At 77.4% G+C, this 19,461-nt stretch carries 17 protein-coding genes; 12 read left to right on the plus strand and 5 right to left on the minus strand.

The features are described 5' to 3' along the window. The first annotated feature begins 102 nt into the window (after nucleotides 1-102). The 6 genes from AC3WT4_RS00755 (at nucleotide 103) to AC3WT4_RS00780 (ending at nucleotide 8,408) form a co-directional block, all read left to right on the plus strand. Nucleotides 103-1,836 carry an ABC-F family ATP-binding cassette domain-containing protein gene (locus AC3WT4_RS00755; RefSeq protein WP_492314425.1) on the plus strand — a complete coding sequence of 578 codons (1,734 nt, stop codon included), beginning with the start codon at nucleotides 103-105 and terminating at the stop codon, nucleotides 1,834-1,836. A 107-nt stretch (nucleotides 1,837-1,943) separates the two neighbouring features. Next, nucleotides 1,944-2,477, plus strand: a complete 534-nt coding sequence (locus AC3WT4_RS00760) for a DUF2087 domain-containing protein (RefSeq protein ID WP_400111851.1) — start codon at nucleotides 1,944-1,946, stop codon at nucleotides 2,475-2,477. A gap of 72 nt (nucleotides 2,478-2,549) precedes the next feature. Beyond that, nucleotides 2,550-3,083, plus strand: coding sequence for an aminoacyl-tRNA deacylase (locus AC3WT4_RS00765; RefSeq protein WP_074803655.1), 534 nt, complete (start codon nucleotides 2,550-2,552; stop codon nucleotides 3,081-3,083). 358 nt (nucleotides 3,084-3,441) lie between these two features. Further along, nucleotides 3,442-3,816 carry an STAS domain-containing protein gene (locus AC3WT4_RS00770; RefSeq protein ID WP_255437347.1) on the plus strand — a complete coding sequence of 125 codons (375 nt, stop codon included), beginning with the start codon at nucleotides 3,442-3,444 and terminating at the stop codon, nucleotides 3,814-3,816. 66 nt (nucleotides 3,817-3,882) lie between these two features. Next, nucleotides 3,883-5,157: an exonuclease SbcCD subunit D gene (locus AC3WT4_RS00775; RefSeq protein WP_492314426.1), complete on the plus strand. Its 1,275-nt coding sequence runs from the start codon at nucleotides 3,883-3,885 to the stop codon at nucleotides 5,155-5,157. Beyond that, complete coding sequence (locus tag AC3WT4_RS00780; protein ID WP_492314427.1) at nucleotides 5,157-8,408, plus strand: AAA family ATPase; 3,252 nt, start codon at nucleotides 5,157-5,159, stop codon at nucleotides 8,406-8,408. Before AC3WT4_RS00775 ends, AC3WT4_RS00780 begins: the two co-directional genes overlap by 1 nt. A gap of 17 nt (nucleotides 8,409-8,425) precedes the next feature. Here AC3WT4_RS00780 and AC3WT4_RS00785 read toward each other — a convergent pair whose 3' ends face one another. Then, nucleotides 8,426-9,235 (minus strand): helix-turn-helix domain-containing protein, encoded by an 810-nt coding sequence (locus tag AC3WT4_RS00785; RefSeq protein ID WP_492314428.1) that lies wholly within the window; start codon nucleotides 9,233-9,235, stop codon nucleotides 8,426-8,428. 84 nt (nucleotides 9,236-9,319) lie between these two features. Here AC3WT4_RS00785 and AC3WT4_RS00790 point away from each other — a divergent pair, with 84 nt between their 5' ends. Together AC3WT4_RS00790 and AC3WT4_RS00795 are read left to right on the plus strand one after the other, a co-directional pair. Then, nucleotides 9,320-9,754: a VOC family protein gene (locus tag AC3WT4_RS00790; RefSeq protein WP_492314429.1), complete on the plus strand. Its 435-nt coding sequence runs from the start codon at nucleotides 9,320-9,322 to the stop codon at nucleotides 9,752-9,754. A gap of 188 nt (nucleotides 9,755-9,942) precedes the next feature. Beyond that, complete coding sequence (locus tag AC3WT4_RS00795) at nucleotides 9,943-10,107, plus strand: hypothetical protein (RefSeq protein WP_157446563.1); 165 nt, start codon at nucleotides 9,943-9,945, stop codon at nucleotides 10,105-10,107. Nucleotides 10,108-10,274: 167 nt separating this feature from the next. On the opposite strand, the gene AC3WT4_RS00800 is transcribed toward AC3WT4_RS00795, so the two are convergent. The 3 genes from AC3WT4_RS00800 to AC3WT4_RS00810 all read right to left on the minus strand — a co-directional run bounded on the left by AC3WT4_RS00800 (nucleotide 10,275) and on the right by AC3WT4_RS00810 (nucleotide 15,372). Then, a complete protein-coding gene (locus tag AC3WT4_RS00800; protein WP_492314430.1) occupies nucleotides 10,275-11,090 on the minus strand; it encodes a uracil-DNA glycosylase in 816 nt (271 codons plus the stop codon). A gap of 127 nt (nucleotides 11,091-11,217) precedes the next feature. Further along, complete coding sequence (locus AC3WT4_RS00805; protein WP_492314431.1) at nucleotides 11,218-12,666, minus strand: multidrug effflux MFS transporter; 1,449 nt, start codon at nucleotides 12,664-12,666, stop codon at nucleotides 11,218-11,220. 78 nt (nucleotides 12,667-12,744) lie between these two features. Next, nucleotides 12,745-15,372: a tetratricopeptide repeat protein gene (locus AC3WT4_RS00810; protein ID WP_492314432.1), complete on the minus strand. Its 2,628-nt coding sequence runs from the start codon at nucleotides 15,370-15,372 to the stop codon at nucleotides 12,745-12,747. A 232-nt stretch (nucleotides 15,373-15,604) separates the two neighbouring features. Between AC3WT4_RS00810 and AC3WT4_RS00815 the strand changes: the two genes are divergently transcribed. Together AC3WT4_RS00815 and AC3WT4_RS00820 are read left to right on the plus strand one after the other, a co-directional pair. Continuing rightward, nucleotides 15,605-16,378, plus strand: a complete 774-nt coding sequence (locus AC3WT4_RS00815; RefSeq protein ID WP_492314433.1) for a DUF1266 domain-containing protein — start codon at nucleotides 15,605-15,607, stop codon at nucleotides 16,376-16,378. Nucleotides 16,379-16,412: 34 nt separating this feature from the next. After that, complete coding sequence (locus AC3WT4_RS00820) at nucleotides 16,413-16,553, plus strand: hypothetical protein (protein ID WP_253054616.1); 141 nt, start codon at nucleotides 16,413-16,415, stop codon at nucleotides 16,551-16,553. Between the two features lie 102 nt (nucleotides 16,554-16,655). Here the strand turns inward: AC3WT4_RS00820 and AC3WT4_RS00825 are convergent, their stop codons facing one another. Continuing rightward, nucleotides 16,656-17,441, minus strand: a complete 786-nt coding sequence (locus tag AC3WT4_RS00825) for an LLM class F420-dependent oxidoreductase (RefSeq protein ID WP_492314434.1) — start codon at nucleotides 17,439-17,441, stop codon at nucleotides 16,656-16,658. Between the two features lie 117 nt (nucleotides 17,442-17,558). Between AC3WT4_RS00825 and AC3WT4_RS00830 the strand changes: the two genes are divergently transcribed. Both AC3WT4_RS00830 and AC3WT4_RS00835 read left to right on the plus strand, forming a co-directional pair. Beyond that, a complete protein-coding gene (locus AC3WT4_RS00830; protein ID WP_074803638.1) occupies nucleotides 17,559-18,248 on the plus strand; it encodes an LmeA family phospholipid-binding protein in 690 nt (229 codons plus the stop codon). Between the two features lie 33 nt (nucleotides 18,249-18,281). Then, nucleotides 18,282-19,442 carry a DNA glycosylase AlkZ-like family protein gene (locus AC3WT4_RS00835; RefSeq protein ID WP_492314435.1) on the plus strand — a complete coding sequence of 387 codons (1,161 nt, stop codon included), beginning with the start codon at nucleotides 18,282-18,284 and terminating at the stop codon, nucleotides 19,440-19,442. Nucleotides 19,443-19,461: the final 19 nt, after the last annotated feature.

Consider the following 19,461-nt stretch of genomic DNA (forward strand, 5'->3'; position numbering starts at 1 on the left):
TCACCCGCCCCGGCCGCTCCGTCCCGTCGAGCCCGTCGCCGTGGCCCCCGCCGCCGTCCGCGGCGAGCGCGCGCCGCCCGGGCACCTGGTAGGTGATCACCCATGGCACGTCTCACCCCTGTCCTGCGCGCGTCCGACGTCCGCGTCTCCTTCGCGGGCCGCGCGGTCCTGCGCGGCGTCGACCTCGCCGTCGACCCCGGCCACCGCACGGGTCTCGTCGGCGAGAACGGCGTCGGCAAGTCCACGCTCCTGCGGGTGCTCGCGGGCACGCTCGCGCCCGACGACGGCAGGGTCAGCCGGCCCGCGGACCTCGGGTTCCTGCACCAGGAGTTCCCGTACCCGCCGACGACGACGGTCCGCGCGGTCGTCGACGACGCGCTCGTGCGCGTGCGCGGGATCGAGCGTGAGCTCGAGGAGGCGGCGCTCGCCCTCGCCGGCGACCCGGGAGGCGAACCCGTCCCCGGTGCCGAGGAGGCGTACGCGCGCGCCCTCGCGCGCGCCGAGCTCGCCGACGTCTGGGACGCCGACGCGCGGGCCGCGCGCACGCTCGCGGGTCTCGGGCTCGACGTCGACGGGGTCGCCGGCCGCGAGGTCGGGTCCCTGTCCGGCGGCCAGCGCACCCGGCTCGGCCTCGCCGCCCTCCTCGTGCGCCAGCCCGGCGCGATGCTGCTCGACGAGCCGACGAACCACCTCGACGACGCCGCGGCGGAGTTCCTCGCCGCGGCGCTGCGGGCCCTCCCGGGCGCCGTCGTGCTCGCGAGCCACGACCGCGTGTTCCTCGACGAGGTGTGCACCGAGATCCTCGACCTCGACCCGGTCGCGGAGCTGCTCCGAGGCGCGGGCGACGCGGCGCGCGCCGGGGGAGCGGGGACCCTCTACGGCGGCACGTACGGCGACTACCTCGAGGCCAAGCGCGTCGAGCGCGAGCGCTGGGAGCAGCGCTTCGAGGCGGAGCAGGCCGAGCTCGCGGAGCTGCGGCGCGGCGTCGCGGTGACGGCGCGGGACGTCTCGAAGAACCGCGAGCGGGGCAACCAGGCGAAGATCCTCTACGACTTCAAGGGCGAGCGGGTCCAGAGCCAGGTCGCGCGGCGCGTGCGCAACGCGCAGCAGCGGCTCGACGCGCTCGAGCGCGACCAGGTGCGCAAGCCGCCCCCGCCCCTGCGCTTTGCGCCGCCGAGCGGGGGGACCGGCGTCGCCCCGGGCGGCGGCGACGTGGTCGCGTGGGCGCGAGGCGTCGTCGTGCACCGGCCCGGGCGCGGCGGGCCCGGGACCGCCCCGGGCGAGCGTCCGGACCGGCTCGACATGGCGGCGTCGGGCGTCCCGTCGGTCGAGGTCGCCCGGGGGAGCCGGCTGCTCGTCACCGGGGCCAACGGCGCCGGGAAGTCCACGCTGCTGCACGTGCTCGCGGGCGACCTCGTGCCCGACGCCGGCACCGTGGGCCGGGCGCGCGGGGTCCGGGTGGGGCTGCTCGAGCAGGACGTGCACCTGCACGACGACGACCGCACCCCGCGCGAGCTGCTCGCCCTCGCGCAGGGCGTGGACCCGGCGGACGCGCGCGACGCGGCCGTGGACGCGCACGGCCTCCTCGCGCCGCGCGACCTGGGGCGGCGGCTCGCGGAGCTCTCCGTGGGGCAGCGCCGGCGCGTGGTGCTCGCGATGCTCGTCACGCAGGCGCCCGACGTGCTGCTCCTCGACGAGCCGACGAACCACGTCTCGCTCACGCTCGCGGGCGAGCTCATGGAGGCCGTGGAGGAGTGGCCGGGCGCCGTGGTCGTGGCGTCGCACGACCGGTGGCTGCGGCGTCGCTGGCAGGGCGACGCCGTGCACCTCGACTGACGTCCCCACCGCGCCCGCGGGGTCCGGGCGCGGGGCGGGGCACCGAGGCGCGAGGGGTCCCGGGGACGCGGTGGCCGCGCGCGGCGCGGCGTGCGTAGGGTCGGGCGGTGGACGAAGACCGGACGGGTACCCCGGTGCCCGACAACGCGTGGAAGCAGGTGGTCGCGTCGCTCGCCGACGCGGGGCGCCTCGAGGTGCTCGCGCGCGTCGTGCGCGAGGGCCCCGCGGAGGCCGTGCTGTCGGCCGACGAGCGCCGTCGGCTCGCGCCGCTCCTCGCCGCGGGCGTCGTCGTGCGGGAGGAGACGGGGTTCCTGCGGGCGGCGCCCGAGCGGTTCGCGGAGCTGCTCACGACCGTCCCCACGCCGCGCCCCACGGGACCCGACCGCTTCCTCACGGACGGACGCCTGCTGCGCATGCCGAAGCGGCTGCGCGACCGCGAGCTCGTCGTGCGGTACCTCGCGGCGCAGGTGCTCCCGCTGGAGGACCCCGTCACCGAGCTCACGCTGACCAGGCGGCTCGCGGCGCGCGCGGCGGACCCGGTGTCGCTGCGGCGCGCGATGGTCGACGCGGGCCTCGTGCACCGCACGCGCGACGGCGCGGAGTACTGGCGCACCGTCGTGACGGAGTTCGACGACGTCTGAGACGACGTCCGGCGGGCGGCGGTCCCGCTACGGCAGCCCGTGCGTCGGGGGCGAGGGCTAGGGTCGGTTCTCATGAGCAGCGAGCGCGCCGTGGCGGCGCTGGAGGCGTCGGGCATCGACTTCACCCTCACCCGGCACGGCCGGGTGGGGTCGCTGGAGGAGGCGGCCGCCGCACGCGGCGTGGACCCGGCGCGCGTCCTCAAGACGATCGTCGTGCGGCGCGCGGAGGACGACTACCTGTTCGTGCTCGTGCCGGGCGACCGGCAGATCTCGTGGCCCAAGCTGCGCGCGCTGCTCGGGGTGTCGCGCCTGTCCATGCCGGACAAGGAGGTCGCGCGCGACGTCACGGGGTACGAGCGCGGCACGATCACGCCGTTCGGCGCCACGCACCCGTGGCCCGTCGTGGCGGACGTGCGCGTGGTCGCCGTGCGCGGCGAGGACGAGGTGGACGTCGCGGGCGACCTGGCCGCCCAGGAGGCCCCGGGCGGCGGGGACCACCTCGTCTCGATCGGGGCGGGCGAGCACGGCGTGGCCGCGACGGTCGACGGGCAGGCCCTCGTGGCGGCCCTCGGGGCCCAGGTCGCCGACGTCACGGACCCGCTGTAGCGGGTCCTGCGGCGAGCCCTGTGGCGATCCCTGCGGCGAGCCCTGCGACGGTCCGGGGCGCGTGCGCTCGCGGTGCGCGCGGGCGCGCGGGAGGTGCGCGCGGGCGCCCGCGCGGTCCGGGTTGTGTGGGTTCGGAGGAAGGTCGCGGACGACCCCCGCGCGGGCTGGTGTGCGCCCCGCGCCGGGTGCAGACTCTGGGGTGCTCCGGTCACGGTCGCCGGTCCGAGCCACCGCCCGACGGCGACGGCGAGCGGCCGGACGGAGCCGATGAGGTGCGCAGGGAACAGGTCACCTCCCCCGGACGTTGTCCGGAGGGGCGGCCGACAGCAGGCAGGACGACTCGAGAGAAGCGGGAACCGTGGACACAGGCAGCGCGATCGACCGGACGAGCGGGATCGTCTACGCCCCGGCGGACGGCGGCGTGGTCGTGACGATGTGGGGAGAGGTCGACGCGGCGCTGCGCGACCGTGCGAGCGAGGCCATGTCCTACGTGCTCGACACCCGCGGACGCGTCGTCGTGGACGTCGCCGACGTCACCTTCATCGACTCCTCGGGCATCGCGTTCATCATCCAGCTCTACATGCTGGGCGAGGAGGACGGCCGCGAGGTCGTGCTGCGGGACCCGTCCCCGAGCATCGTCGAGCTGCTCGACATGATCGGCATGGGCGGGCGCATCCCCGTCGAGCGCAGCGGCGCGTCGACCGGCCCGATCCAGGTCGTCAGCGCCGTCTGACACCCGCGCGCCCGCCCGCCGCGTCGGGTCCCCGAGGGTGTGGGAACCGGCCGGTACGGTGCGGGCATGCGCATCCTGCACACCTCCGACTGGCACCTCGGGCGCACGCTGCACGGGGTCGACCTGCTGGAGCACCAGGCCGCGCACCTCGACCACCTCGTCGAGCTGACCCGCTCCGAGGCGGTCGACGCGGTCGTCGTCGCGGGCGACGTCTACGACCGCGCGATCCCGCCGGTGGACGCCGTCTCCCTCCTCTCGGACGCGGTGACGCGGCTCGCCGAGCACGCGCACGTCGTCGTCACGCCGGGCAACCACGACTCCGCCGTCCGGCTGGGGTTCGCCGACCGTCTCCTGCGCCCGGGCGTCCACGTGCGGGCGCGCCTGGCCAACGTCGGCGCTCCCGTCGTCCTGGGGCCGCGCCCGGGTGCGGCGGGCGGCGACGGCTCCCCGCTGCTCGTCTACGCGCTCCCGTACCTCGACCCGGACACGGCCCGGCACGTCCTCGCGGACGCCGCGGACGCGTCGGACGCTCCGGGCACCGAGGGGGTGGGCGGTGCCCCGGTGAGGCAGCGGCCGCTCGCGCGGTCCCACGAGGCCGTCATGGGGGCGGCCCTGCGCCGGGTGGCCGCCGACCTCGCGCGGCGCCGCGCCGCGGACCCGGAGGTGCGGGCGGTCGTCGTCGGGCACGCGTTCGTCGTGGGCGGGCTGGCGTCGGACTCCGAGCGCGACATCCGCGTGGGCGGCGTGGACGCCGTCCCGGCCGCCGCGTTCGCGGGCCGCGGGGTGGACTACGTGGCGCTCGGCCACCTGCACGGGCCGCAGCGCGTCACCGTCCCGGACGTCGGCGGCGGCGCGTCGACCGTCGCTCGCTACTCGGGCTCGCCCCTCGCGTTCTCCTTCTCGGAGCTGCACCAGCGCAAGTCCACCGCGCTCGTCGACGTCGACCGGCTCCGCGCGGACGCGAACGCGGCGGTCGAGCTGGTCCCCGCTCCCGTCCCGCGCCGCCTCGCGGAGGTCACCGGCACGCTCGACGAGCTGCTCGGGGAGGCGGGCGAGCCGCACGTCGACGACTGGCTGCGCGTCGTGGTGACGGACGCGGTCCGGCCCGCCGAGCTGTACGCCCGCGTCCGGTCCCGGTTCCCGCACGCGCTCCAGGTGACGCACCGCCCCCCGCGCCTCGCCGAGCGCGAGGTCGTGGCCGCCGTCGGGCCGGGGCACGACCCGCTGGACGTCGCCCGCGACTTCGTCGAGCACGTCTCCGGGCACGCGCCCAGCGAGGCCGAGGTCGTCGTGCTGCGCGAGGCGTTCGAGCTCGCCCTCGCCGAGGAGCGCAGCGCCTGATGCACCTGCACTCCCTCACCTTCCAGGCGATCGGGCCGTTCGCGGGCCGTCACCACATCGACCTCGCGGCGCTCGGCGCGTCCGGGATATACCTCCTCGAGGGGCCGACGGGCGCCGGCAAGTCCACGATCATCGACGCGATCGTGTTCGCGCTCTACGGGAAGGTCGCCTCGGACGCCGCGAGCGACGACCGCCTCCGCTCCGCGTTCGCGGGACCGGACGTCGAGTCGTACGTCGACCTCGTGCTCGAGGTCCCGGCAGGGGTGTTCCGGGTCCGGCGCACGCCCGAGTACCGCCGGCCCAAGAAGCGCGGCACCGGCACCACGACGCAGCAGGCCTCCGTGCGGCTCTGGCGGCTCGCCGAGGTGCCGCCCACGGACGCGCCGGGCGCGGTCGAGGACGCCGCGGGGGAGCTCCTCTCCGCGCGGCTCGACGAGGCGGGGGACGAGATCCGCCGGCTCGTCGGGCTCGACCGGCGCCAGCTCGTCCAAACGGTCGTGCTGCCGCAGGGCGAGTTCGCGACGTTCCTGCGTGCGAAGCCCGAGGACCGGGCCGTGCTGCTGCAGAAGGTGTTCGGCACGGAGCTCTACCAGCGCGCCGCGGCGCGCCTGGCCGAGCTCGCGCGCGCGGCGCGCTCGCGGACGGACGCCGCGCGGCAGGGCGTCGTGGGCGCGGTGGAGCGGTTCGCGGGAGCCGCCGGGCTCGCGTCCGACGACGCACGACGGCTGCGCGAGGCCGCGGACGACGACGACCGGCTGCGGCGAGCCGACGAGGACGATGTCGCCCGGGCGCTCGCCGGGGCGTCGGTCCCGCTCGGGGTGGACGAGCCGTCGGTCTCGCTCGCGGTCCCGGCCGCGGAGGGGGAGGCGGCGGTCCTGCCGGAGGTGGACGAGCCGGTGGCCCCGGCCGCTGCGGAGGCGGTGCCGGGCGTGCAGGCGCTCGCCGTCGCGCACGTCGCGCGCCTCGACGCCGAGGCCACGGCGCTGGCAGAGCGTGCGGCGGGTGCCGACGCGACGCTCGCCGCCGCGCGCGACCAGTTCGAGGGTGAGCGCGCGCGCCACGACGCGCTCGAGCGGCGTGCCCGGCTGCGGCTCGAGGCGGCCCGGCTCGACGAGGCGGAGCCCGCGGTGGCCGAGGACCGCCGTCGGGCGGAGGCGGCGGCGCGCGCCGCGGTCGTCGCCCCGGCGGCCCAGGGCCTCGCGCGGGCCGAGCAGACCCTGCGCGCCGCGCTCGACCGGCTCGCGCTCGCGCGCACCGGGGCGCCCGCCGTCCTCGCGGACGCCGACCCGTCGACGCTCGAGGCGCTGCGTGCCGACGTCGCGACGGCGGCCGTGCGCGTCACGCGGCTCGTCCCGGTGGGCGAGTCCCTGCCCGGGCGCGAGCGCGAGCTCGCCGACGGCCGCAAGGAGATCGCGCGGGCGACGGAGGAGCGCGGTCGCGTGCTGGCGGAGCTCGACGGGCGCCCGGCGCGCCGGGAGGCGGTGCGAGCGCGCGTCGCGTCCCTCGCGGAGGCCGCGGGCGCGCTCGGGGTGCTGCGCGAGCGCGCGGACCGCGCCCGGGTGGTCGAGGAGGCGGCACGCCAGGCGGCGGCGCTCGAGACCGAGGTGGCCGCCGCGCACGCCGAGCGGTCACGGGTCGCGGCGCGCGCGCACGAGGCGCTGGAGCGTGAGACCCGGCTCCGGGGCGCGCGCATCGCGGGTCTCGCCGGAGAGCTGGCCGCGGGGCTCGCGGCAGGTGAGCCGTGCCCGGTGTGCGGCGGGGCCGAGCACCCGCACCCGGCGCCGCTCGCCGAGGACCACCCGACGGCCGAGGACGTCGAGCGCGCCGAGCGGGCGCGCGCGGACGCCGAGCGCCTGCTGCACGACGTCGCGGCCCGTGCCGAGGTGCTCGCCGAGCGTTGCGCGGCCCGCCGTCGGGACGCCGACGGCCTGACCCCGCGGTCGGCCGCCGAGCAGGTCGCGCAGGCGGAGGAGCTCGTGGCCGCCGCGCGCGACGCGGAGCACGGGCGGGCCGAGGCCGAGCGGGAGCTCGAGGAGCTCGACGCGCAGACGCGCGCGCTGCAGGCCCGGGCGGCGGAGCTCGCCGAGGCGGTCGCGGGCACGACCGCGCGGCTCGAGGAGGTCGAGGCGGCGCTCGCGCGCGACCGCGCCGAGATCCGCGCGGAGCTCGACGCGGCCGGTCCGCTCGTGGAGCTCGTCGACCTTCCCGACCCGCTCGCCGACGAGGGCGGTCCGCGCAACCCCGTCGCCGTCCTCGCGGCCGCGCTGGAGGACCGGGTGCGCACGATCGACGCGCTCGCGGACGCCGGCAGCGGGGTTGCCGCGGCACAGCGGTCGGCCGAGGAGCGCGCGGCCGAGGTCGCCGCGCTCGTCGCCCGGTCGGGGTTCGCGGACGCGGCCGAGGCGCTCGCCGCCGTGCTCGACGACGCCGAGCGGCACGCGCTCGCCCGGCGCGTCGCGGAGCACGACGCCGCGCGCACCGCGACGGCGACCGGCCTCGCGGACCCGGCGCTCGCCGACCTGCCCGAAGACGCGCGGGCCGACGTCGCGGCCGCGCGTGCCGCCGTCGCCGAGGCAGAGGCGGTGGCCGGTGCTGCGGCGCGGCAGCACGAGCTCGTGGCCCGGCGGGCCGAGGAGGCCAGGACGGCGGCCGAGGCCGTCGGGGCGGCGGTCGACGGCTGGACCGCGGCACGGGACGCGGCGGGGCCGGTCGCGCGCATGGCGGCGCTCGCGTCGGGCACGGGAGACAACGCGCACGCGCTCTCGCTCGCGACGTTCGTGCTCGTGCAACGGTTCGAGGACGTGGTCGCGGCGGCGAACGAGCGTCTCGCCGAGATGTCGTCCGGCCGGTACGAGCTCGTGCGCAGCGCGACGCGCGAGGACGTGCGGGCGCACAAGCGCGGCCTCGCGATGAAGGTCCTCGACCACGTGACCGAGCGCGAGCGCGACCCCCGCACACTGTCCGGCGGGGAGACGTTCTACGTGTCGCTGTGCCTCGCCCTCGGCCTCGCGGACGTCGTCACGGCCGAGGCGGGCGGCATCGAGCTCGGCACGCTGTTCGTCGACGAGGGCTTCGGCAGCCTGGACCCCGAGACGCTGGAGGCCGTCCTCGCGGCGCTCGGCCGGCTCCGGGCGGGCGGGCGCGTCGTGGGCGTCGTGTCTCACGTCGAGGCGCTCAAGCAGTCCGTCGCGGAGCGCGTCGAGGTCCGTCGCCTCCCCGGAGGCGGCAGCACGCTCACCGTGCGCGCCTGACGGGGCCGTGCCGTCCGTCAGGACCGAGGACGAGGCTCCGAGGCGGGTGCGCACACACGGTCGACGAGCTCGGTCACGGCCGCGCGCACGGGCCCGGGCGCCGCGCCCGCGTCGAGCGCGAGGGCGGCCCGGTCGAACGCCGCGGACAGCAGCAGCGTCAGCGCGTCGAGACGCTGCTCGTCCGCGAGGTCGCGCGCGACGGCGTCGTGCACGCCCTGGTCGACGGCGGACCCGTCGCCCGGACCGCGTGCGGTGCCCGGACCGGGGACGACGTCGTCGCCCGCGCCCGAGCCGTGGCTCGTGCTGCCCCCGCCGGGGTGGGCACCGAGCGCCGCGCCGAGCCCTTCACGCAGCGTGCGGCGCGCGTGGCGGGCGTCGAGCGCGTCGGCCTCCGCGGGGCCGAGCACGGCGGGCGCGTCGACGAGGAGGAGCCGCGTCCGGCCGGGTTCACCCATCGCGTCGAGGTAGGCGCGCGCGCCCTCCACGAGCATCGCACGGGCGTCCGGGGCGTCCGGGGCGTCCGGGGCGTCCGAGATGTCGGGGGCGTCCGGTCGTTCCGCGGCTGCCGTGCCGGGATCCGCGGCGGTGCGCTCCTCGATCTCCCGGGCGACCGCCTCCGCCTCGGCCTCGGCGACGGCGCGGAAGAGGTCCTGCTTGTCGGCGTAGTGGTGGTACAGCGCGCCGCGCGTGACGTTGGCAGCGGCGGCGATCTGCGGCGTCGAGGTCGCGGCGTAGCCGGCGCGCACGAAGAGGTCGCGCGCGGCCGCGACAAGGGCGGCACGGGTCGCGTGGGTGCGTTCGGCGTTGGTCCGGCGGCGCTCTTGCATACCGACAGACTGTAGGCCATCCTCAATACATACAGCCTGTTTGTTTCTGCGACCCCTGCGGTCGCCGACTGCGAGGAGAAGACCGTGCGCATCACGAGCTGGTACCCGGTGCTCATGACCGGCGACGTCGTCGGGACCGTCGCGTTCTACCGCGACCACCTGGACTTCCGGCCGCTCTTCACGAGCGACTGGTACGTCCACCTCCAGTCCGCGCACGACCCGTCGGTGAACCTCGCCGTGCTCGACGGCGACCACGAGACGATCCCGGAGAGCGGCCGAGGTCGTGCGGGCGGGCTACTGCTCAACCTCGAGGTCGAGGTCGAGGACGTCGACGCCGTGCACGCCCGTCTCGTCGCCGCCGGCCTGCCGATCCTGCGCTCGCTGCGCGACGAGGCGTTCGGGCAGCGGCACTTCATCACGGCCGACCCGAACGGGGTGCTCCTGGACGTGATCACCCCGATCCCGCCGACGGGGGAGTTCGTCGAGCAGTACGAGGAGTCCGCCCGCCCGACGGCGTAGCGGGCGCGCGCCCGCGAGGCTTGCTCGGGGCTCGGGGCTCGGGGTCCGGACCGGCCGGGGCGGGATGTCACGAACTCGCCCCGCGTCCGTCCCTCCTCGGGGAGGAGAGCGACGTCCGCGGGCGTCGCGCCGTCCCGGAACGGCCGCGACCGGCGGTGTCGTCCGGGAGCCGTCGAAGGAGAGCAGCAATGTCAGCAGCATCGTCCCCGCTCGAGCGCGAGCTGCGGCGCATGGAGGTCATCGCGCGCCGCGAGCAGCTCCGGCTCGTCGGCCGCGTCGCCCCGCGCGTGGCGGAGCGCCGCCGCTGGGCCGACGCACCGCGCCGCCAGTCCCCGGCCACCGCCGCCCGGTAGCGCGGCGCGCCGCCCGCGCGCGTCCGCCGCATCGCCACCGTCCGCCGTGAGCCCGGCAACCACCCCAGCGACGTCCGGCCTCTTTGCCACCGTGCGCCGCGGGCCTGGCGACCGCACTCCGAGAGCGTCCGGCGGCTCGCCACCGTGCGCGGCGGCGTGCGCGAACGTCAGGCCGGCGCGCCGAGGCCCGCGAGCTCGCGCGCCCGCAGCAGCACGTCGTCGAGCATCTGCGGCGTGAGCCGGCCGGTGAAGGTGTTCTGCTGGCTGACGTGGAAGCACCCGAGCAGGGTGAGGGCCTGCTCCGGGGGCGGGGGGCCGCCGTCGGGCACGTCGCCGGGGAGCGGCGCCTCCGGGGTGGGGCGAGGGCCGGCCCGTCGCAGCGTCACCTCCGCGCCGTGCGCGAACCGGGGCCGCGGACGCGGCACGTCCCAGCCCTGCTCGGCGAGCGTCGAGAGCAGCGCCTGCCACCCGAACCCGCCGAGCACCACGGCGACGCGCACCGTCGCGCCCAGCAGCTCGACCTCGCGCGCGAGGTACGGGCCGCAGCGGCGCCGTTCCTCCGGGGTCGGCTTGTTGTCCGGCGGCGCGCACCGCACCGGCGCGGTGACGCGGATCCCGGTGAGGCGGAGGCCGTCGTCGGCGGAGACCGACGTCGCCTGGTTGGCCAGGCCCGTGCGGTGCATGGCGGCGAAGAGGAAGTCACCGCTGCGGTCGCCCGTGAACATGCGGCCGGTGCGGTTGGCCCCGTGCGCGGCGGGCGCGAGCCCGACGACGACGATCCCCGCGAGCTCGTCGCCGAACCCGGGGACGGGGCGGGCCCAGTAGTCGTCGTCGCGGAACGACGCCCGCTTGACCTCCGCGACGTGCTCGCGCCACGCCACGAGTCGCGGGCACGCCCGGCACTCGACGAGGTGGGCGTCCAGCGCCGCGAGCGTCGGCGCCGTCCGGGCCGCGAGCGGGTAGTCGGGGTCGTCGGGCGTCACCCGCCCATCCTGCCCGCGCCCCCACCTCTCCGCGCCCCCGCCCGCCGAGCACGGGGTCCGCGACCGGAATCGGAGCGATCCGGTCGCCGACCCCGTGCTCGGCGGGCGGCAGGGGCGTGGTCGGCCCTCAGGCCCGGCGGTTCGTCGGCGCCGTCGCGCCGGCGAGCGCCGTGGCGTCGTGGGGCTCGACGGCGGCCGGGACGGTGGCCCCGGCGGGCGCGTCCGGGAGGTCCGTGGCCGGGGCGGGGATGCCGACGGCGGGGTCGGGAGCGCCGAGGGAGCCCGCGGCGTCGGCCGGGAGCGGCGCGCCGAACGTGTGCCGCAGGCCGAGCAGCACCGCGCCCGCGACCACGACGACGCCGAACATCACTGCGGCCATCGTCACCGGCGGAGACCCGCCGAGCAGGCCCGTCACGGGCGCGACGACCGCCCCGACGCCGAACTGGAACGCGCCGATGAGCGCCGCGGCGCTGCCGGCGCGGTGCGCGTTGCGCTCGAGCGCGATGGCCGGCACGGACGGCATGACGAAGCCCGCGGTGCCGAGCGTGAGCACGATGAGCGGGACGAGCCACGCGAGGCCGCCACCGGCGAGCGCGGCGACGAGCAGCCCGCCCGAGAGGACGAACCCGGCCGCGACCGCACCCTGGAGGATGCGCTCGGGTGTGACGCGCCCGACGAGCGCGCCGTTGATCTGGCTGCCCGCCGTCACGGAGACCGCGCCCACGCCGAACACGATGGCGTACTGCTGCGCGGACATCCCGTAGAAGTCCTGGAACACGAACGTCGACGCGGAGATGTACGTGAACATCGCGGCCATGTAGAAGCCGGCGATGAGCGCGAGGCCGATGAACGACCAGTCCCCGAGGAGCGAGCCGTACGAGCGCAGCGCGGCGACGGTCCCGCCGCTGCGACGACGTTCGACGGGCAGCGTCTCGCGCAGCCGCAGGAGCACGAGCACGAAGAGCACGGCCCCCACGACGGCGAGCGCGACGAACATGCCGCGCCACGACCCGAGCCGCAGGAACTGCGCGCCGATGGTCGGCGCGAGGATGGGCGCGACGCCCACGACGAGCATGAGCCGCGCGATGACCTTGCCGATCTGGTAGCCCTCGAACGAGTCGCGCACGATCGCCATGGACAGCACCATCCCGGCGGCCGCGGAGAGGCCCTGCACGAACCGGAGCCCCGTGAGCGCGGCGACCGAACCGGCGAAGACGATCCCGGCCGACGCCGCGACGTACACCGCGAGCGACACCAGGAGCGGAGCGCGGCGCCCGACCGCGTCGGAGACCGACCCGATGAGGAGCTGCCCGAGGGCGAGGCCGGCGAGCGTCGCGGTGAGCGTGAGCTGGACGCGGGACTCGGTCGTGCCGAGCTCGTCGACGATGCGCGGGAACGCGGAGAGGTAGAGGTCGATCGTCAGCGGCCCGATCGCGGTGAGCGCGGAGAGCAGGAGGACGAGCCCCGCGCTGATGCGCCCGGGTCGGGAGGGAGCGGCGAGGGTCGTGGAGCCGGTGCCCGACGGGGCGGCGACGGGCGCGGTCGGCGCCGGGGTCGCGGGGGGAGTGGAGGCCATGACAGCGGCAACCCCGCGCGGGGTCCCGCATGTTCCCGGACGCCGTACGTGATCGGATGCTGAGACGGCGGAGCGGTCTCAGCCGCTGCCGCGCGCCTCGCCGTCATGCTCGCCGTCGCCGTCGCCGTCGCCGTCGCCGTCGCCGCCGCCGAGCCCGTGCCTCGCGGCTGCGAGACCGCGCCGCGCACGGGCTTCCTCGGCGACGTCGTCGATCTCGACGGCGAGCACCTGGGCCGCATGGTGCAGGCGCGCCGCGCGGGAGGTGTCGCCCGCGGCGAGCACGGCCTCCCCGAGCGCGTTCAGCGCCTCCGTCTCGACGAGACGTGCGCGCACGCGGCGCGCCAGGTCGACGGCGGCCTCGCCCGCGGACACCGCCTCGGCGATGGAGCCCGCGGCGAGCAGCGCGGTCGTGAGGGCGCTGCGGGCCTCGGCCTCCGCGTCGGGGTCGCCGAGCCCGACGGCCGCGTCGACCGCGGCACGCAGCTCCAGGACCCCGGCCCCCGCCGCGTCGGAGCGTGCGAGGAGCCGACCCACGTGCACCCGTGCCCGTGTCGCCAGCCCCGCGTCCCCCAGGGAGGTCGCGCTCGCGAGCGCGTCGCGGTGGAGCGCGAGCGCACGGTCGAGCGCGCCCTCCGCCTCCGAGAGGATCGCCGCGTTGCTCGACACGATCGCGACGTTGAGGGCGTCGCCGACCCGGTGCGACAGCGCGAGGGCGCGGTCGTAGCCGGCGCGCGCGTCGTCGTGCCGGCCGAGGATGCGGTGCACGTCTGCCAGGTTCCCGACGGCGCGACCCTCGCTCACCGGGTCGCCCGCGGTCCGCGCCCCGGCCGCTGCGTCGCGGTACGCGGTCTCGGCCTCGTCGAAGCGCCCGAGGCGCTTGTACACGTTGCCGACGCGGTTGAGCGTCTGCCCGGGCCGGGGGTCGTCGCCGCGCTCGAGCGAGCGGACGAGCTGGGCGAGCGCCTCGTCGTACCGGCCGAGCCTCTCGAGCGCGCGCCCGAGGTCGCGCCCGGCCTGGGACCGCCCGGAGGGCCTCCCGTGCTCGACCGCCGCCGTGTGCACCGCGACAGCGTCGTTCCAGCGCCCCGCCGAGTCGAGGTACGGCGCGAGGACGGCGGAGAGGTCGGTCACCGGGTCGGCGAGCTCGTGCTCCGCGGCGAGCGCCGACGTCGCGACGAGCAGGGCGCGGTGCGCGTCGAGCCACGCGACGGCGGCGTCCGCCGTGCGGCCGGGATGCGCCTCGCCCGCCCCTCCGCCCGCCGCTGTGCCGGTCCCTGTGCTCACCCCGACGCCCGGCGCGGCCGCGTCGTGGTGGGGCGATGTCGCGCGCACGGCCGGCCGGGCGTCGTCGAGCAGCCGCGCGGCGAGCCGCCCGACGGCGGACGCCCGTGCCGAGAACGGGTCGTCCGTGCGGGCGAGGTCGGCGGCGAGGGTGCGCACGGCGTCGGGCACGACGACCTCCCCGCGCGGCCCGGCCGCGACGAGGTGCGCGCGGCCCAGGGCGGCGAGCGCGTCGCGGCTCTCGCTCGTCGAGACGCCGAGGAGCACGGGGACCTCGGTGGCGTCGAGCGGTACCGGGACGAGGGCGAGCAGGCGCAGGGCGCGGGCGTGGTCGGCGGGCAGACGGCGGTGCACGGTGGCGAGCGCGGGGTGGAGGGCCGGCCCCGGGAGGTCCTCGACCCGGCGGACGTGGTCGGCGAGCGACCAGCCGGGTCGCGCGCGGACGTCGTCGGCGATCTGCGCCAGCGCCGCAGGGAGCCCTCCGGACGCGCGCACGAGGCGGGCGGTGGCCTCGGGCTCCGCGGCGGTGCGGTCCTGGCCGACGCGCGCCGCGAGCAGCGCGCGGGCGTCGTCCGCGCCGAGCGGCGCGAGGGTCGTCGCGGTCTCCCCGGGGAGCCCGACGACGCGGTGCGCCGCCACCACCACGCGCGCGGTGCCGGGCAGGTGCGCGACGACGTCGTCGGCCAGGGCGGGCTCGGTCACGTCGTCGAGGACGATCGTCGCGCGCCGCCCGTCGAGCGCGGTCGCGAGCGCGGCGGCGAGGGCGGGGAGGTCGCGCGCCTGTGCGTCGGGCGGCGGTGCGCCGAGCGCCTGGAGCAGCGCGTCGAGCACGACGGCGGCCGGGCCCGGGCCGTCCGCCTCCCCGTGCAGGTCGACGAGCGCGACGACGTCGGCCGGGACCTCGCGGGCCGCGGCGAGCGCGACGCTCGTCGTGCCCGACCCGGGCAGGCCCGTGACCGTCACGACGCGCGGCCGCACGTGCGAGGGCTCAGGAGGCGGGGCGGTGAGCGCCGCCGCGAGCCGCGCGACCTCGTCGGCCCGACCGACGAGCGGCCCGTCGGGCCCGAAGGGTCCCAGCCGGACGGTCGGCGGGAGAGCAGGCTCCGGAACGGCCGCGGGGACAGTCGCCGTCCGGTACGCGGCGCGCCACGCGGCGGGCCGGCGGTCGCCGAGGACGTGCGCGACGTCCGCGAGCAGGTCGACGTCGAGCCGGGAGCGACCCGCCCGGAAGACGTCGTAGACGGTGACGCGCCCCGGGCGCGCCTCCGCAACGGGGACGCCCCGGGCGGTGCGGAGCGCGCCGACGCGCCGCGCGATCTCGGTGTACGAGGGGTCGCCGGCCCACGCACGCAGCGCGCGCAGCCGGGCGGCGAGCTCGTCCACCGACCCGGCCCCCACGGGGGACGGCGGCGGGTCGGGGGGCACGGCGCCAGGCTAGCGACGGCCGCCCGCCGCTGCGCGGCGTGCTCGCCCGGCGACGTGACCGTGGCGTGCGGGGCCGCCGGGCGACGAGCCCGGGCGGGTCGGACGAGCGCCCGCCGTTCGGGATCGTTCGGGATGCGTGCCGCGGGCGTGCGCCGTCGTCAGGCTCTCCGCAGGCCGCGACGTCCGCGGCGCGAAGGTCCGCGCGGGGCGCGGCGGGACGAAGGAGCGACCGGTGGGGCTGTTCGACAAGCTCAAGGAGATGTTCTCGACGACGGCGGACCTCTACGCGAAGGAGGACGCCCCGGCGCTCACGCCGGCGCAGCAGCGCGGGCTCGCGCTCGGTGCGGTCTACGCGGTCGAGGGCGTGCTGCCGATCAACGCGCTGACCGTGGAGGCCGACGCGCGCACGGCCGCGAAGCCGCTCGCAGCCGGGTGGGACGTGCGGGGCGCCGACGACGTCGAGCGCACGTACGAGTTCCTCCTCACCCAGGGGCACCGGGGCTACTACGCGATCGCGATGCCGAAGGTCGAGGAGCTGTACTCGGGCCGCCTGAGCCGTCGCGACGCGAAGGGCGCGGCGGACCAGCACGTCGCCCAGGCGCGGCAGGAGGCGACGGCGCGGGGCCTCGACCCCGAGCGCGCGGCGACGTTCTACCAGGGCTGGAGCGCGTCGGCGCAGATGGGCGGGCACGGGGAGCTGGCCGACCCGCTGCCGCCGTCGATCGCGGCGTGGGACGCGGCGCGGGTCGTGCACGTCAGCCGCCTCGCGGTGGACGCCGGGTTCGTCAGCCCGGAGCGGGCGTGGGCCGCGATCGAGGAGGCCGTCGCGATGTCGCGCCCCGCGTACGCGTCGTGGGAGCAGTTCGGCGACGGGTTCCTCGCCGGGCGCGCGTTCTGGTCTGCGGGCAACCGCACCCCGGTCGACCAGGACCTGCCCGACTTCAAGCGCGCGGTCCGACGGCTGCTCGACACCGAGTCGTCGCCCTGGCGCACGCTGTCGTACTGACGGCGGGGGACGAGAACGATGGGAGGGCCGGACGGTGCACCGGTCGCCGTGGTGGTGGCGCGCAGGGCTCCTGCTCGTCGTGGTCGGCGTCGGCGTGGCGGTCGTCGTGGCCGACGACGGTCTGCGCTCGGAGGTCCACGCAGCCCTGTCGAACCTGGCGCGAGCCCTGTTCTGACCGCACCGCCACGCCGAGCACGGGGTTGCTGTCGTGCCGGGGGTCAGAACGACGGCAACCCCGTGCTCGGCGCCGGGGTCAGCGCTGGGGTCAGCGGCGTGGTCAGCCCTGGGCGTCGCGCCAGGCGACCCACTCGCGCACGAGCGACAGGTCGTAGTCGGGCCCGCTCGTGCCGACGGTGAACAGGGTCGCGCCCGCGGCGACGAGCGCGTCCGCGGACTCCGCCGGCGGCCGGGACACGGCGACCGACCGCTCGACGAGCGCGGCGGTGTCGCGTCCCACGGCCTCGCCGTGCTCGTCGAGGATCCCGCTCTTGCGTGCGAGCGTCTCCGCGTCGCCGAACGAGTGCCAGACGTCCGCGTGCTCCGCGACGACGCGCAGCGTCTTGCGCTCCCCGCCTCCGCCGACGAGCACCGGGATGTCCCGGGTCGGCGCGGGGTTCGACGCCGCCCAGCGGGCCTTGATGCGCGGGAGCGCGTCGGCGAGGTCGGCGATGCGCCCGCCCGCGGTGCCGAACTCGTACCCGAACCGGTCGTAGTCCTTCTCGAACCAGCCCGCGCCGATCCCGAGGATCAGACGACCGCCGCTGATGTGGTCGACCGTCCGCGCCATGTCGGCGAGGAGGTCCGGGTTGCGGTAGCTGTTGCACGTGACGAGGGCGCCGATCTCGACGCGCTCGGTCTGCTCGGCCCACGCCCCGAGCATGGTCCAGCACTCGAAGTGCTTGCCGTCGGGGTCGCCCGTGAGCGGGAAGAAGTGGTCCCAGTTGAAGATGACGTCGACGCCCAGGTCCTCCGCGCGCAGCACGGCATCGCGGATCTGGGCGTAGTCGGCGTGCTGCGGCTGGAGCTGGACGCCGATGCGGAAGGGGTGCCGAGGAGAGGTCATGCTCGGAATCTACGTCCGGGCCGAGCACGACGACACCCCGCGTCGAGCACGAGGTCACCGGCGCCACGAGCGCCGGAACGACGGCAAGGTCGTGGTCCGCGGACCTAGGGTGGGCGCATGAAGCGACTGGTGGGCCTGCTCGTGACGCTCGTGGTGCTCGTGGCGGTCGCCGTCGTGGCGGACCGGGTGGCGGTGCGCGCCACCGAGCGCGGGGCGGTCACGGCGTTCGAGCAGCAGGCCGACGACGTGTCCGGCGCGCAGATCGACATCACCGGCTTCCCGTTCCTCACGCAGCTCGTGCGCGGGTCGCTGACGCACGTCACGGGCTCCGCGGACTCCGCGTCGTTCGGCGGCTACGCGATCTCCGACCTCCAGGTCGAGGCCGACGGCGTGAGCACGTCGGAGCCGTACCGGATCGCGTCCGGGACGGCGTCGGGCGTCATCGCGGCGGAGTCGTTGCAGCAGGTCGTCGCCGAGCAGAGCGGTCTCGACGTCGACGTCGCGGCGACCGGCGGCGTGCTGTCCCTGGGCTTCGAGGTCCTGGGCACCACGATCACGGTCGACGTGACGCCGCGCGTGTCCGGTCCGGCCGAGCTCGCGGTCGACGTCGTCGCGGTCCGCACCGGCCTCGGCACGGTCTCGGTCGACGACCTGCCGTCCGGGCTCTCGGGCGCGCTGTCCGACCTGCGCGTCCCGCTCGACCTGCCCGACGGCGTCGCGCTCGACTCGGTGTCCGCGGTCGAGGGTGGCGTGCGCGTCGCGGTGACGGGGACCGACGTCGTCGCCGCGGACCTGGTGGCCTCGTGACCCGGGCCGGGTGACCGCCGTGACCGGAGCGGGGTGGGTGCCCTGAGCGCCGAGGCCGTCGACGGACGTCGCGTCCTCGCGGCGCGCCTCGCCGCGCACCGGCTCCGCGCGCCCGACCTGCCCGACGTGCCGACCGCCGTCGGACATCTCGTCGCGGTGCAGGGACAGGAGTTCCACCCCGCGCTGTGGGGCCTCACGCGGCGGCTGCGGCCGGACGCGCGGCCGGGCGCGGCGGGCGCGGTCGCCGCGTGCGACCGCGGGGAGGTGCTGCGCACGCACGTGCTGCGGCCCACGTGGCACCTCGTCCGGCCCGACGACGCACGCTGGCTCCTCGAGCTCAGCGCGCCCCGCGTGCACCAGGCCAACGGGACGCTGTACCGGCAGGTGGGGACCGCGGGGCACGGGCCGGAGACCGACCTCGTCGTCGCGGCCGTGCAGGAGCGCCCCCGCACGCGCCGCGAGCTGGCCGCGCTGCTCGCCGCCCACGGCCGCCCGCTGGAGGGCATCGCGCTCGGCTACGTGCTCATGCGCGCCGAGCTCGACCGGCTGCTGGTCAGCGGCCCTCTCGACGGCAAGCAGCAGACGTACGCCGCGTTCGACGACCGCGTCCCGCCCGGCTACGGGCCGCTCGGCGAGCGGTTCGACCGGGACGCCGCGCTCGTCGAGCTGCTGCGCCGCTACCTCGCGAGCCGCGCGTACGCGACGGTCAAGGACGTCGCGCAGTGGTCGGGCTTCACGCTCACCGACGTGCGGCACGCGCTCGACCTCCTCGACGGCGAGGTCGTGGCGGTGCCCGGGTCGGGTGCGCTCGACGGGCTGACGCTGTGGCGGCTCGCGGACCCCGGCGACCGGGTGCTCGACCCCGCGCCGTTCGTCGGTGCGCTCGCGCCCGACGGCGACCCGTCCCGACCGGTCGTCGACCTGCTGCAGAGCTACGACGAGCTCTTCGTGTCCTCCGGCGAGACGCGCGGGGTCGTCGTCGCCGACGGCGTCGACCTCGGCGACCGGCTCGGGTCCTTCATCCACGCCGTCGCGGTCGACGGCGTCGTCGTCGGGCGGTGGCGCTGGGTCGTCGGGACGCGCGACGTCGTCGTCGAGCCGCAGTGGCGCCGCGCGCCGTCGCCCGCGGAGGAGGTCGCGCTCGCGGCCCAGGCGGACGCGATCCGCACCCACTGGTCCACGCTGCTCGCCTGACGAGCCCGCCGAGCACGGG

It is taken from the genome of Cellulosimicrobium sp. EB106-03-01-XG111 (assembly GCF_058792115.1).

Excerpts from the sequence above, each read along its gene's own strand:
- AC3WT4_RS00755 (WP_492314425.1), top strand. The coding sequence starts at position 103 with ATGGCACGTCTCACCCCTGTCCTGCGCGCGTCCGACGTCCGCGTCTCC.
- AC3WT4_RS00765 (WP_074803655.1), top strand. The coding sequence starts at position 2,550 with ATGAGCAGCGAGCGCGCCGTGGCGGCGCTGGAGGCGTCGGGCATCGAC.
- AC3WT4_RS00775 (WP_492314426.1), top strand. The coding sequence starts at position 3,883 with ATGCGCATCCTGCACACCTCCGACTGGCACCTCGGGCGCACGCTGCAC.
- AC3WT4_RS00780 (WP_492314427.1), top strand. The coding sequence starts at position 5,157 with ATGCACCTGCACTCCCTCACCTTCCAGGCGATCGGGCCGTTCGCGGGC.
- AC3WT4_RS00785 (WP_492314428.1), bottom strand. The coding sequence starts at position 9,235 with ATGCAAGAGCGCCGCCGGACCAACGCCGAACGCACCCACGCGACCCGT.
- AC3WT4_RS00795 (WP_157446563.1), top strand. The coding sequence starts at position 9,943 with ATGTCAGCAGCATCGTCCCCGCTCGAGCGCGAGCTGCGGCGCATGGAG.
- AC3WT4_RS00805 (WP_492314431.1), bottom strand. The coding sequence starts at position 12,666 with ATGGCCTCCACTCCCCCCGCGACCCCGGCGCCGACCGCGCCCGTCGCC.
- AC3WT4_RS00825 (WP_492314434.1), bottom strand. The coding sequence starts at position 17,441 with ATGACCTCTCCTCGGCACCCCTTCCGCATCGGCGTCCAGCTCCAGCCG.
- AC3WT4_RS00830 (WP_074803638.1), top strand. The coding sequence starts at position 17,559 with ATGAAGCGACTGGTGGGCCTGCTCGTGACGCTCGTGGTGCTCGTGGCG.